Annotated in this window: 11 protein-coding genes; 8 read left to right on the forward strand and 3 right to left on the reverse strand. The window is 55.5% G+C overall.

The genetic code is table 11. The annotated features are described in order from the left end of the window. Positions 1–995: 995 nt before the first annotated feature. The 7 genes from AB1L30_RS16495 (at position 996) to AB1L30_RS16525 (ending at position 7,908) form a co-directional block, all read left to right on the forward strand. Positions 996–1,208, forward strand: coding sequence for a hypothetical protein (locus AB1L30_RS16495; RefSeq protein ID WP_367014515.1), 213 nt, complete (start codon positions 996–998; stop codon positions 1,206–1,208). A 137-nt stretch (positions 1,209–1,345) separates the two neighbouring features. Then, positions 1,346–1,594: a ribosomal protein L7/L12 gene (locus AB1L30_RS16500; protein ID WP_367014516.1), complete on the forward strand. Its 249-nt coding sequence runs from the start codon at positions 1,346–1,348 to the stop codon at positions 1,592–1,594. A 348-nt stretch (positions 1,595–1,942) separates the two neighbouring features. Next, positions 1,943–2,458: a sigma-70 family RNA polymerase sigma factor gene (locus tag AB1L30_RS16505; RefSeq protein WP_367014517.1), complete on the forward strand. Its 516-nt coding sequence runs from the start codon at positions 1,943–1,945 to the stop codon at positions 2,456–2,458. After that, positions 2,458–3,894: a FecR domain-containing protein gene (locus AB1L30_RS16510; protein WP_367014518.1), complete on the forward strand. Its 1,437-nt coding sequence runs from the start codon at positions 2,458–2,460 to the stop codon at positions 3,892–3,894. The genes AB1L30_RS16505 and AB1L30_RS16510 overlap by 1 nt, the downstream gene beginning before the upstream one ends. A gap of 64 nt (positions 3,895–3,958) precedes the next feature. After that, positions 3,959–4,957, forward strand: a complete 999-nt coding sequence (locus tag AB1L30_RS16515) for a DUF1559 domain-containing protein (protein ID WP_367014519.1) — start codon at positions 3,959–3,961, stop codon at positions 4,955–4,957. A gap of 74 nt (positions 4,958–5,031) precedes the next feature. After that, positions 5,032–5,445, forward strand: a complete 414-nt coding sequence (locus tag AB1L30_RS16520) for a carboxypeptidase-like regulatory domain-containing protein (protein WP_367014520.1) — start codon at positions 5,032–5,034, stop codon at positions 5,443–5,445. Positions 5,446–5,613: 168 nt separating this feature from the next. After that, entirely contained in the window at positions 5,614–7,908 is a 2,295-nt protein-coding gene (locus tag AB1L30_RS16525) for a hypothetical protein (RefSeq protein ID WP_367014521.1), read from the forward strand. A gap of 84 nt (positions 7,909–7,992) precedes the next feature. On the opposite strand, the gene AB1L30_RS16530 is transcribed toward AB1L30_RS16525, so the two are convergent. The 3 genes from AB1L30_RS16530 to AB1L30_RS16540 form a co-directional block, all read right to left on the reverse strand. Further along, entirely contained in the window at positions 7,993–8,430 is a 438-nt protein-coding gene (locus AB1L30_RS16530; protein WP_367014522.1) for a hypothetical protein, read from the reverse strand. Further along, on the reverse strand, positions 8,420–9,307 hold the full coding sequence (locus AB1L30_RS16535; RefSeq protein ID WP_367014523.1) for a DUF1559 domain-containing protein: 888 nt from the start codon (positions 9,305–9,307) through the stop codon (positions 8,420–8,422). The genes AB1L30_RS16530 and AB1L30_RS16535 overlap by 11 nt, the downstream gene beginning before the upstream one ends. A 265-nt stretch (positions 9,308–9,572) precedes the next feature. Next, positions 9,573–10,358, reverse strand: coding sequence for an enoyl-CoA hydratase-related protein (locus AB1L30_RS16540; RefSeq protein WP_367014524.1), 786 nt, complete (start codon positions 10,356–10,358; stop codon positions 9,573–9,575). A 466-nt stretch (positions 10,359–10,824) separates the two neighbouring features. On the opposite strand from AB1L30_RS16540, the gene AB1L30_RS16545 reads away from it, so the two are divergent. Continuing rightward, complete coding sequence (locus AB1L30_RS16545; protein WP_367014525.1) at positions 10,825–12,357, forward strand: sigma-70 family RNA polymerase sigma factor; 1,533 nt, start codon at positions 10,825–10,827, stop codon at positions 12,355–12,357. Positions 12,358–12,405 lie beyond the last annotated feature (48 nt).

Here is a 12,405-nt window from a genome sequence, read left to right on the forward strand (position 1 = left end):
ATGACCGGAATTGGAGGTCTGGGTTTTCCCTAGGTAATTGGCCTGGCTTCTACAGGCCACCGGAGGGAGGCAGTTACCCTACCTCGCAAATATAGTTCATTGGCGTCTTCCATGGTGCCGTATTCCGTGTCAGGTTTAGCCATCCGTGTGAAGCAAGTGACTCACGGCGAAGAGTTTGTCAGGAAGTACCCTTCTTATCGACTTGCTAGCACTCGACATTCAGCGATAACCAACACGGTCTTATTATGCAGTCCCTGGCAACGTCGCCGACCAGGTAGCCTCTGCGAGTTTGGCAAAACAATCTGGATAATCGTTTTGTGTGGCTCATCAAAGGTTGGCTTCGACGGCGAACACCTGCCTTGCGTGTCGCACAATCGTTACGACTGGTCTACGCAAATGGTTTGCCAAAAATACGGCATTCACCTGCTGGAGCACCATTATTTGGCTTTCCCAGGCAAACGTGCCCGAGAGTACGTAATTTGGCAGAGCGACTCAATCGCAATTGCGACCGTCGTAGCCTGAATCTTGAGAAATTCCGATTCATTCCCAACCATTTCCTGGGATTATTTCGGATGTTGGTTAATTCAACCTGTAGCGGAGTACATTACTCTTCATACAGGGAATCTTGTCAACTTCTTCTCTGAATGACCAGATAATCCCCCAGACTGCAGCGTGCCCGGCGAATGACCTTAAGGGCCCTGGATCCGCAAGACGTGCGGTTGATCAGGCAGTACGCACCACCCTATTTGGGCGAATGCCACATCCCTCGAATAGCCTTTTCGCAAACTTCACCCCCGCTAGAATATTTTTAATGTGATTTCATCTCACATTAGTCCTATTGCATCGCGGAGCCTTTTTTACTAAATCTAAGAATCACGTGAACACGCCACGGCCTTTTCACGTCTAAAAATGTAGAAATTACCAGCATGTGCAACGCAGGATTCGTTGCCGTCAGCTACAGGGACCGTAGTGAACTTTCCCCCGGGAGTTCGCTAATGAACGACTCGCTTTTCGATACCATGCAAATCAAGCTGGAAGATGCCCGCGATCGGGAAGAAGCCTCGATCATGGTAGGCTTAGCCCCCTACATGGAGCTGTCCGAATGGATGGATAAAGAGTTGGTCAAACTCCGACTCGAATTCCATGACTTCGAGACAGCCAAATCGCATCGTTTGAATGATTGGGCGAAAGTAGTACCGAACTCCTAGTAAAAGGTCGGTGCACGTCATTATCCCATTCTCATCCACTTATCCAGGTTTTGGCGTCGTCCCATCTCTGAATTTTGATCTAAACTAAGGGTGCCCTTTGCCGGGGCACTCTTTTTTCTTGTCAGGAGAGCAAACGCATGGCAGAAAAACCATCGTCCCTCGAAGCAATCAAGCAGAAGCTGCGTGAAGGCAAAAAGATCGAGGCCATCAAGCTGCTGCGAGAAGAATCGGGCATCGGCCTGAAAGAAGCCAAAGATCAGGTCGAAGCAATCCAGGCCAAGATGGCAGCGGATGGCGAAGTTCTTCCGACATCGAGTGGCTGCGCAGGCGCTCTCATCTTGCTGGCTGCAGGTCTGGGCATGGTGGGTGCTTGGGTCGTGACTTAATCACACCCCTTCTACCGAAGTACTCCATCCGGTGCGATGCCCTTACGAATGTACAAAATAGCGAATTCTTAACGTCAAATTATGACTTACGGCTTTCGGGCCGATCTGCCCCGCTGAATGACCAATCGTTGGCCTTTTCGGTCATCAATCTTCCCTCAGAGCCCTGGACTCGGGCAGCGATTACCGCAATCTCCCCAAGTCATCGAAAAAACGTCAGCTTTTTTTGGCCAAACTTAGGCCAGTGGCGTCGAGTGCTTGCAAGAGATCGAAAATGATTTCGTCTCGATGATTTTTCGGAGGTGGCGCGGTCCTCATTTCCCAATGGTGACATCCTCAGACGAAGACGCGATGAAACAGTCGCGTTTTGCGGAAGTTTATATTTCGAACCAGGAAAGGCTCAAAGGGTACGTGTACTCGTTGGTTTCCAACTGGAATGACGCGGAAGAAGTCTTCCAGCGCACCAGTCTGTTGCTGTGGCGGAAGTGGGAACAGTTCGATCAGGATCGCGAATTCCTACCGTGGGCGTTTGGTATCGCCCGCATCGAGGTGAAACGTTTTCTCTCGGAACGAAACCGACAGCAGAAGATGCTGAGCGATTCGGCCATGGAAACCCTCGACACCGTCATCGTGCAGAATGCCGATGGCCTTCAGGACCGCCTGGCCGCCCTTGAGCATTGCGTCCGGAAGCTTCCGGCACGGCAACGGTCAATCCTATGGGCCTCGTATCGCAAGTCTGCTTCGATCGAAGAGGTTGGGCAACTGTTCGGCCTCTCCGCCAACGCCGTCTATAAGCGACTGCGGAAAATTCGAGAACAACTGCATCGCTGTATCGACATAAGGCTGTCAGCCTGGGGTGAAGGATAATGAGCCAATCGCAAGAGCCACGACCGATTGTCGGCAAGATGATCGACGACCTCGAGATTCGCGATCTGGTCGACCTTTGCCTCACTGATCGAGCGAGCCCTGAACAATGGAAGACGCTCAGCGAGTTGATCGTCAATCGCCCTGATGTCAGCGAGTACTACGCCGCCCAGGCGATCGTCGGTGCTCGTCTGGCTATGGTCAGCCGCTTGGACGAAGCCCAGGAACGCGAAGTCCTGGATCACCTGGAAAGCAAAGACGAGTTCAAAGACCTCACCCCCACGGCAGATTCCCGGTTGTTCTCGCTGCGACGGGTCGCGGTGGCGACGTTCGCGCTGGCGGCCTCGGCGATGATCTTTCTGGGAAGCCCGCTGATTGTCCAGATGTTTCAAGAGGCTTCGAAGTCGGGACCAATCGCTGGAAAAGACAGCGGTCCGGTCCCCCCTGCCTTAGTCCTCAATGGTGTCCCTGGCGAAACCACGCCGACACCTTACTTCGGTCGCCAGATGATCGAACTTCCTGAGGGAACGTTTGACGGGGTGACCTCGTCCGGCGTGAAAGTTCAGATTGTCGGCCCGGCACGTATTCGGGTGGAAGATCCCATGCTGTGGCGAATGTTCCATGGCAAAGTCCTGGCAAAGGTTTCGCCGCTCGGACATGGCTTCACGATTCGGACGCATCAAGCCGATGTGGTCGACCTGGGTACCGAGTTCGGCGTCGCTATCAGTGGTAAAAATCTGACGGAAGTGGTTGTCTACGAGGGAAGCGTTTCCGTGTCCTCTGGCTCGATGACGCACAAGATGTCCAAGGGAGAAGCGATCACGATTCCGATCTATGGCGAGCGCCAAGAGGTCGCCATGATCGATCGCGACGGGTTTCTGCAGCCAGCCGATGTGCCTGCTTCGGTGATCAGCGAAGTTCGTTTCAACAACGGCAGCGAAGTGAAGGACTACAAGATCGTCAAAGGTGGCTTCACCGAAGATGCGCTGGCCTATGTTGACCGTGTCCATCGCTGGAAAGGGATCGATGCAGGCGGCTTGCCAAGCTACATGGTCGACCTTGACTACGTGCAGATGCCCAACGACTTGAAGTTCACCGAAGACTGGAAGCGACGCAATAACGTCAAAGCGACATTCGTTTTCAATAGTCCCGCAGTCGTTTACCTGCTTTATGACGAACGACTCTCGATTCCGAGTTGGCTTCCCCAGAAATTTACCGACACCGGCGTGCTGGTCGGGCTCGATAAGGGCTCGCACGAGGATGCTCGCACGTCCACCAAGTATCAACTGGATCAGGAAGAAGGCCCAGGCAAATCAGTCGACGTCTCACTACGCGTTTGGCGAGCCATTCTGCGAGACGGCGGCGAACTAGAGATCGGCCCACTGGGAAGCTCCCACAGAGATTGGGTCGTTCCAACCGTTGTGGCCCGTCCCATCTAACCAACTTTTTCTCGTTTCCTTTTCATTCCTATTTATGCCCCACAAAAGAGGTCTCAGTATTCTCATGAAGATGAAACTGAACAAAGGGTTCACGCTCGTCGAATTGCTGGTGGTCATCGCCATCATCGGCGTATTGATCGCCCTTCTGCTGCCAGCAGTTCAGCAAGCTCGCGAAGCGGCCCGCCGCATGCAATGCACCAACCACCTGAAGCAAATCGCGTTGGCGTTGCACAACTATCACGACACCTTCGGCGCCTTCCCTGCCATCAGCTACGACCATGAAGTCAACGGCGGCGACGAAACCCGGCACGCAAGCTGGAGCTGGGGCACGCTCATTCTTCCTCAAATGGAACAAGGTGCCGCATACGACATCCTCGCACCTAGCAGTCCAGATCGTCTGCACGAAGCGGTCAACAAGCCAGCGAAGCTGGCCGTTGTTCAGAACCCAATCACCACTTGGCGATGTCCTTCGGACACCGGTCCTGACTTGAATAGCCACCTGACCATTAACAACGGCTCGGGCAATCAGTCGCAAGACGTGCAGATCGCCACGGCGAACTACCTGGGTGTGAACTCGCAGGGGAACATCGACCGTGCCCGCTTCCACAACGGCGTGTTTTGCCCAGGCACCAACGTGCAGGGCAACACCCGTATGCAGGTTTCGATCCATCATATTCTGGACGGCACCAGCAACACGGCGATGGTCGGCGAACGGGCCTGGATGCTGCAAGGTGTCGAACTGGGTGCCGGCTTGATTTATGGTCACACGGGTAACGAAGACATTACCAACAGCCACAACTATCTCGATGGTTTTATTGCCGTGGTCGGTGGTGGCAAGACTCACATCAACACGACAGACACCTGCGGTGCCTCGTGCAACGACGTCGATGGCCGCCAAGGCTTTTCCAGCAATCATCCTGGTGGATCGCAGTTCGCCTTCGTGGATGGTTCAGTTCACTTCATCAGTGAAAACATCGACGACAACTTTGGTGGTCCAACCGATTCGACCTACGAACGACTGCTGAACAGCCTCGATGGCCAGCCACTGGATCTGTCGTTCTAGTTTTCAAGTTAGCTCAAACAAGCCACGTCATCGACATCTCGACGTGGCTTGCATCCCCTGGAGATATTACCGAGATGAAACGTATCGTTGCCCTGCTCGCGGTTTTTGTCCTTTCGATGGGCGTAGGTTGCGGTTCCAACACGCCGCCAGTCGGCGAAGTCCATGGCCAGGTTACGTTGAATGGTCAACCAGTGCCGAACTGTCACGTCATGTTTGAACCGTTGGCAGGTGGTCGCAGCTCGGGTGCGATGACCGACGAAAACGGCAATTACAAGCTGATGTACAAAGGCGATGCCGAAGGTGCCTTGCTCGGCAAGCATCGCGTTCGCCTGATCACGGCTCGTGACGCAACGCGTGACGACAACGGCCGCGTGACCGAACCGGGCGTCAAAGAAAAGTTGCCCAAAGAATACAACTCGAACACGACTCAAGAAGTCGAAGTCACCAACGGTGACAACCCAATCGACTTCAAGATTCAGACCAGCTAAGGAACCCGGTTCATCCCCTTGAACCGAAAAGCGTGTCAGGGCAACCTGGCACGCTTTTTTTATGCGCCGCGACAGCCGCTACTGAAAAACGTTGACGTGGCGATCTCAAACAAGGAAGATGTGCGTCCCTCCTTTGCTCTCCCTTCCCACTCTTTGAGACCTGCCAACATGTCGCCGCTTCGATTCCCCATCGCCTGGTCGATGGTTCTTTGGGCTGCCGCGTTCTCGCTGGCCAGCGAACTTCCGACACCTTCCAAGGCACCGGTTCCCGTCGACCATTTTCCCGATACGCTGCATGCCGTCGTCTGGCGAAACTGGGGATTGGTTCCCACCGAGCGGTTGGCAACCGTCCTCGAAACGACGCCTGAGAACATCACGCAAATCGCGACCTCGATGGGCTTGCCTGCGTCGGTCAATGTTCCGCCGGAAATGGCAACACGCGGCTACATTACGCTGGTGCGACGCAACTGGCACTTGCTGCCGTACGAACAACTTCTCCCGCTGCTCTCGCTCACCGAAGAAGAGTTCGCCCATCGACTACGTGAAGATGACTTCCTGCTGATCAAACTGGGAAACCTGAAACCAGACTGCCCCAAGGTTGTTTATCAAACGCCGTCCGCCTCAGCCAAAGCTCGCGCCGCAGAAATCAAGTCGCTGGTCGAAGCAAACTTCGGCGAAGTCATGCAGCAGCCAGCCGAACCACGCTTTTCGTTTATTGAAGAACTGAGCCAGGTCGATCCCAGTAGAGAACCGGCCACTCCCCTGCCCCGCGACGATCAGCATCCCCGGTTCATCTATTCCTACTTTGCGATGTTCGGCGATCCGCTCAGCGACCCTTCGCTCGATCCGTTTCCCGATGGTTTGTTGGCTCGGCTGCAACAGCGCGGCGTGAATGGTGTTTGGCTGCATGTCGTTTTACGTGACCTGGCGCCCCCTTCGCCCGCATTTCCAGAGTTCGGGGCCGAGCACCGCGAGCGACTTGCGAACCTGGCGAAGTTGGTCGAACGTGCCCGCAAGTACAACATCGATGTCTATCTCTACATGAACGAACCTCGGGCTATGCCGGCCGAGTTCTTCTCGAAACGCGAGTCACTTCGTGGCGTGCCTGATCCTGGTTCGCCGGTTCCTTATTTCGCCATGTGCACCAGCACGCCGGAAGTACGAGCGTGGGTCAGCGATAGCCTGGCATATGTCTTCGAGCGTGTTCCGCACCTTGGCGGCGTGTTCACAATTTCCGCGTCGGAGAACCTGACCAATTGCTCATCGAAATTCACCCAGGCCCAATGCCCTCGCTGCAAAGATCGCACGCCGAGTGACATTCTCGTCGAAATCAACACGGCGATTGCCGAAGGGGTCCATCGTTCGGCACCGGATGCCAAGGTGATTGCGTGGGACTGGGGTTGGGCCCGTCACGGAGATGCCAGCGGAACGGTTGCTCGCTTGCCGAAAGACATTTGGTTGATGTCGGTCAGCGAGTGGTCGCTGCCGATTGAACGAGGGGGCGTGAAAGCAACGATCGGCGAGTACGCGATCTCGGCGGTCGGCCCTGGACCGCGAGCCACCAAGCATTGGCAAGTCGCGCAAGAACATGGCTTGCGAACTCTGGCCAAGGTTCAGTTCAACGTGACCTGGGAAATCGCCGCGGTTCCTTACGTGCCGGTGATGAACTTGATCGCTCAGCACAATGCCAACCTCGCAGAGGCCAAGCTAGATGGCCAGATGTTGAGTTGGTCACTCGGTGGCTATCCTTCGCCGAACTTGGAACTGGCTCGGCTCTTCGCCGAGAACCCTAACCAAACGATCGACCAGGCTCTCGATCAGTTAGCGGTTAGCACCTACGGCGAGGCGGCTGCACCGGATGTCCGTTTGGCATGGCAGAAGTTCAGCGATGGCTACTCCGAGTTTCCTTACGCCGGCATGTACACCGGTCCGCAGCATAGCGGTCCGGCCAACCTGCTGTATCTTCAACCAACCGGCTACGCCCCCGGCATGGTTTGCTATCCTTACGACGCGTTGAGCCGCTGGTCGGCACCTTTCCCAGCCGACGTTTACGCGAGCCAGTTTGCGAAGATGGCTGAGGGCTTCGCTTCAGGTCTCCAGCATCTGGAAGCGGCAGCGAAGAAAGCCACGGCCGCGAAGCAGGCTTTTGTTGCTGATGATTTGAATGTTGCCAGAGCGGCTCAAATGCACTTCGCAACCGTGAGCCAACAAGCACGGTTCATCGCCGCGCGCGATCGCTGGCAGGCCGCGAAAGATCCCGCGGAGAAAGAAGCCGCCAAAGCTGCTGCCTTGGAAGCACTCGAGCAAGAGCTGCAAACGGCGGTGCGTTTCTATCCGGTGGTGGCGGCGGACTCGCGCATCGGTTACGAGGCCTCGAATCATTACTTTTATGTGCCGCAAGATGTGATCGAGAAAGTGATCAACTGCGACGATCTAAAACGGAAGCTGGCGGCGAGCAACTAACGCTACGCTGGCCATCTCAACCAAAAAAAGAGCGGCCCCATGCTGATGCGGCCGCTCTTTTCGGTAGTTGAATGGAAAGGGAACTTACTTCTTGATCTCGAAGTCAATTTCCGAGGCGGCTTCGTTCGGCAGCATGACGGAAGTCGAATAGTCGGAGAAGATCCGCTCGCCCAGAGGCATTTCTTTGCCTGGCTGTGGAATCCCATCGAAACCATGGATGGTCACCTTATAGGCACCACCACGATGGTAGTTCTGTTCGATGCTGGTCGTTTCGTATTTCCCTTGGACCACGTCGAACATGATGGCCGGCCCCGAGTTGCCTCGCGAGGAATCGGGACGCATCTGCAAGATGCCGCGGGGCAGCGGACGACCTTTGAACAAGACCGTGCCCGAAACCGGATAGGCGTCGGACGGCTTCTGCGAACACCCCGTCAAGGCTGTAACTGTCGCCGCGAGTAGCAGCGAGAAAACAAACCCGCGCGTGCCGAGTTGTCGCAGACCAAACGAAGAGCTAGTTTGCATTGAACGAATAGACCTCGCCGCCATTCATGCTGGCAGCCGAAAGATAAGAGTCGAAGTCAACCGTTTCCGGCAGGAATCGCACCGATGCGTCCCCCAAGGCAAATAGACATCCGCCGGGATGGTTACTACCAAAGCTCATGTCGTTGAAGATACTCGTTTGATCCGAGTTGATTGCGAAGGCAACATTCTTGCACGGTGCCATCCAGTTTCCTTCACGACCACCACGAGACCAAACTCGGTAACGGGTATCTTTCCCGTTGCGGTCGGACCACGAGATTTCACCAACGAAGAGCGTATTACTAGTGCCGTCGGTCACGTCACGCATCCGACGAACTTCTTCATGGTACCACATACCGGCCTGAGAAAAGCCGCCATAAACGTTCGAAGAATAGCCTTCTGGATAGTTTGTGCTGCTCGTCCCAGGCTTGGTTCCGGTTGGCCCCATCACCCCGTAGTAGTGGGTCGTGACTTGGGTCGGGCTATCGTCGGCAAACTTTTCGGTTCCGCTGGGGCACTGATACCCATCGATCGTCACGGTTAGCAACGCATTGTTCACCCCCGTTCCGTAGCTGAGGGTGGTATCCGCACTATCAAACAGGGCAGTTTGCTCGATGAATGGCAGCAGCGAAACATGCCATCCCATCAGATCGGTCGTGCCTCGCGATCCGTACGGAAATGCCTTGTAGGTATCGTGATAGTTGTGCAGTGCCAGCCCCAATTGCTTGAGGTTGTTGGTGCATGTGCTGCGACGAGCCGCTTCGCGGGCCTGTTGCACAGCCGGCAGCAGCAAAGCGATTAACACGCCAATAATGGCAATAACGACCAATAGCTCGACGAGGGTAAACCCACGTCGAGAACGACAGACAGGGTGGTGCATGACAAGACCTATGTTCCGGCATAGATGCGAAAAGGGGCAAGGGCGCCTCTCCATTGCCCTTGTTGCAGCGGCCTAAGTTCCATAGGCCGCTACGAATCTATCGGAGTTGAACCCCGAGAATGGCCCAGTAGACCAACCGGCTCAGAATTATTCCAGGAATTTGCCATATTTGAAATTTCTTTTTCCGTTACTTTACAGCAACACCCCAACGCTATGCTATTAACGGCGTGGATCCCAACTTAGGGGCATCGCCTCATTATGCAAGCTAGGGCCACTCAGGCTCGCGTTTTTCGATGAAGGCCTGCAATCCTTCCTTCGCTGCTTCGGTCGTACGGCTGGTGGCACTTGCGGCCGCCCCGAGCGAGATCAACATCTCGAGCTGTTCGCCTACGGTCTCGTTCAAGTGCCGCTTGGTCTGCTGAATCGCCTGGGGAGCCGATTGAGCGATTTGCTTGGTAAGCTCCGCGCCGTAGGCCCACAGATTCTTGGCCGGCACAATCTCGTCATAAGCCCCGATCTGAGCGGCGCGTTCGGCCGAGATTGTTTCGCCGGTCAGCAACAGCCGGGCCGCATGACGTCCGCCGACGCGGAAGAACAGCAGCGGAGCACAAAGGCCCGAGATGATTCCCCGCTTTGGCTCCGGAAAACCGAGGGTTGCCTCAGGGCCGGCGATCGCCAGGTCGGATGCCAACACGAGCCCTGCCCCAAACCCGATGGCTGGTCCGTTAACCGCCGCGATGATCGGTTTAGGGAAATGCAGCATCAATTGCAGCAGTTCGGCCAGGGTCGACGTGTCTTGGTGCCAACGCTCCAGGTTGTCGTCTTCCTGGATGATCTGGTGCATTTCGTCCAGGCAAAGTCCCGAGCAGAACGCCGAGCCGCCGCCGGTCAAAATCACGGCACGCACTTTCTTTTCGCCATGCAAGTCACGAAAGGCCTGGATCAGATCGAAGATCATCGTCCGCGTCAACGCGTTGCGTTTCTCGTCGCGGTGAATCGAAATCGTACCAACCGCTTGATGAACTTTTACCTGAATGGTGGGCTCGGTCATTTTGATCACGACAATGTATGGGGCTGGAGTCAACAAACAGAGAAGACTCGTATGGTAACAGGTTCCGCCAAAAATCGCCTACCGCTCTAGCCCACTAGGGGATGTTTCCCAAACGCAACATGGGGGCCTGCAGAGGTGCCGGAATCGAGCATCGCGATAATCTGATGGAACGTTTCTCCTGGTTTTACCGTCCAAAAGCCTTGCCAGAGTCTCGGTGCCGAGCAGCGAGTGAGAGCGAATTGATGGCTTTTCACCACCAATTTTGAGACCCAATTGTTGCAAATCGACAACATTGGCATTTTCACTTAGGCAAACCGACTTCTTCACAACGTGTTACCCAATAACAAGTTAGGCAAATACCTTGGCGCGGGAATTAGCTTTCGGCATAGGTGCTGCGATTAACGGTGGCGTCGCCCGATCGTGCTCAACACGGTCGAACCCAAAATCACCGATGGAGAACGCACCCATGAATCGCTCGCACGAAGCTTTCCACGAAGACGACGACTTCGACAACCTCTCGATCAACAGCCTTCCGAACGCCAGCGACAGCAGCGACGAAGAAGAGACGTTCGAGGAAGTCAGCCAGGTCGACGATCCGGTTCGGATGTACCTGATGCAGATGGGTGAGATTCCGATGCTGTCCCGCACCGAGGAAGTGGAAGCCGCCACCCAGATCGACAAGTGGCGAGCTCGTTTCCGTCACGCGGTGATCACGAACGATTTGATTCTCCGCAACGCGTTCGACCTCCTCTCGAAGGTCCGCGATGGCCAGCTTCGCTTGGATCGCACCGTGGAAGTCTCGGTGACCAATGCCAAAGAGAAGAAGCTGATCATGAAGCGGATCGTTCCGAATCTGATCACCATGCAGGGCATGCTCGACGCCAACGCCGCCGACTGGCGAACGGCCATCTCGAAAAGTGCTACTCCGACCGCTCGCCAGAATGCCTGGAAGCGTCTGACGCGTCGCCGCTCGAAGGCAGTCCAGCTTGTCGAAGAGTTGAACCTGCGTACCAACAAAATCATGCCGCAGCTGTCCAAGCTTCGCGAAATCTCGCAGCGAATGGACACCCTGGTCGAAAACATCGAACTGGCCAAAGAGTACGGTGGTCACCTAAACGGCCAGACGCTGGAAGAGATGCAACGCGAACTGCACGGCCTGATGCGTGTCACCCTGGAAAGCCCAGCCACGCTTCGACGTCGTATCCAGAAGATCGCCGAGTACCAGGAAGAATACGATGCCGCCAAGCGACGTCTTTCGGCTGGCAACCTGCGTCTGGTCGTTTCGATCGCTAAGAAGTATCGCAACCGTGGTTTGAGCTTCCTCGACTTGATCCAGGAAGGCAATACGGGCCTGATGCGTGCGGTCGATAAGTTCGAGCATGAACGTGGCTACAAGTTCTCGACCTACGCCACCTGGTGGATTCGTCAGGCCATTACCCGAGCCATTGCCGATCAGAGCCGAACCATCCGCGTTCCCGTTCACATGATCGACACCATGGGCAAGGTCCGTGCGGTCACTCGCGAACTGGTTCAAGAACTGGGCCGCGAACCTTCGCCTGAAGAAGTCGCTCAGCGGATGGGAATCTCGCTGGACGATGCGAAGGTCATCACCAAGATGAATCGCAATCCGCTCTCGCTCGATCAGCCTGTGGGCGATCACGACGACAGCTTCTTCGGTGAATTCCTGGAAGATCACCGCAACGATGACCCGTTGTACGAAACCCACCAGGAAGCCTTGAAGCAGCGTCTGGGCGAAGTGATGCAGCACCTCAACCATCGCGAACGTGAGATCATTCGCCTGCGTTATGGCCTGACCGATGGTTATGCCTACACGCTGGAAGAAGTCGGCAAGATCTTCAGCGTCACTCGCGAACGTGTTCGCCAGATCGAATCGAAGGCGGTCCGCAAGCTGCAGCAGCCTTACCGCTCGCGTGGTCTGGCCAGCTTCCTGGAAGGTGCCGAAGAAATTCTCGCTGCCGATACCGCGGAAACCGCGTAAGCAGCAAACCCGCTCTCCAAATTGGGTGTGTGAAAGGACGGAAGGCTC

This window comes from Bremerella sp. JC817, assembly GCF_040718835.1.
Taxonomy (GTDB): domain Bacteria; phylum Planctomycetota; class Planctomycetia; order Pirellulales; family Pirellulaceae; genus Bremerella.

Bases quoted from the DNA above. Each gene is read 5' to 3' on its own strand.
- AB1L30_RS16500 (WP_367014516.1), top strand. From the start codon at position 1,346: ATGGCAGAAAAACCATCGTCCCTCGAAGCAATCAAGCAGAAGCTGCGT.
- AB1L30_RS16510 (WP_367014518.1), top strand. From the start codon at position 2,458: ATGAGCCAATCGCAAGAGCCACGACCGATTGTCGGCAAGATGATCGAC.
- AB1L30_RS16520 (WP_367014520.1), top strand. From the start codon at position 5,032: ATGAAACGTATCGTTGCCCTGCTCGCGGTTTTTGTCCTTTCGATGGGC.
- AB1L30_RS16535 (WP_367014523.1), bottom strand. From the start codon at position 9,307: ATGCACCACCCTGTCTGTCGTTCTCGACGTGGGTTTACCCTCGTCGAG.
- AB1L30_RS16540 (WP_367014524.1), bottom strand. From the start codon at position 10,358: ATGACCGAGCCCACCATTCAGGTAAAAGTTCATCAAGCGGTTGGTACG.
- AB1L30_RS16495 (WP_367014515.1), top strand. From the start codon at position 996: ATGAACGACTCGCTTTTCGATACCATGCAAATCAAGCTGGAAGATGCC.
- AB1L30_RS16530 (WP_367014522.1), bottom strand. From the start codon at position 8,430: ATGCAAACTAGCTCTTCGTTTGGTCTGCGACAACTCGGCACGCGCGGG.
- AB1L30_RS16505 (WP_367014517.1), top strand. From the start codon at position 1,943: ATGAAACAGTCGCGTTTTGCGGAAGTTTATATTTCGAACCAGGAAAGG.
- AB1L30_RS16545 (WP_367014525.1), top strand. From the start codon at position 10,825: ATGAATCGCTCGCACGAAGCTTTCCACGAAGACGACGACTTCGACAAC.
- AB1L30_RS16515 (WP_367014519.1), top strand. From the start codon at position 3,959: ATGAAGATGAAACTGAACAAAGGGTTCACGCTCGTCGAATTGCTGGTG.
- AB1L30_RS16525 (WP_367014521.1), top strand. From the start codon at position 5,614: ATGTCGCCGCTTCGATTCCCCATCGCCTGGTCGATGGTTCTTTGGGCT.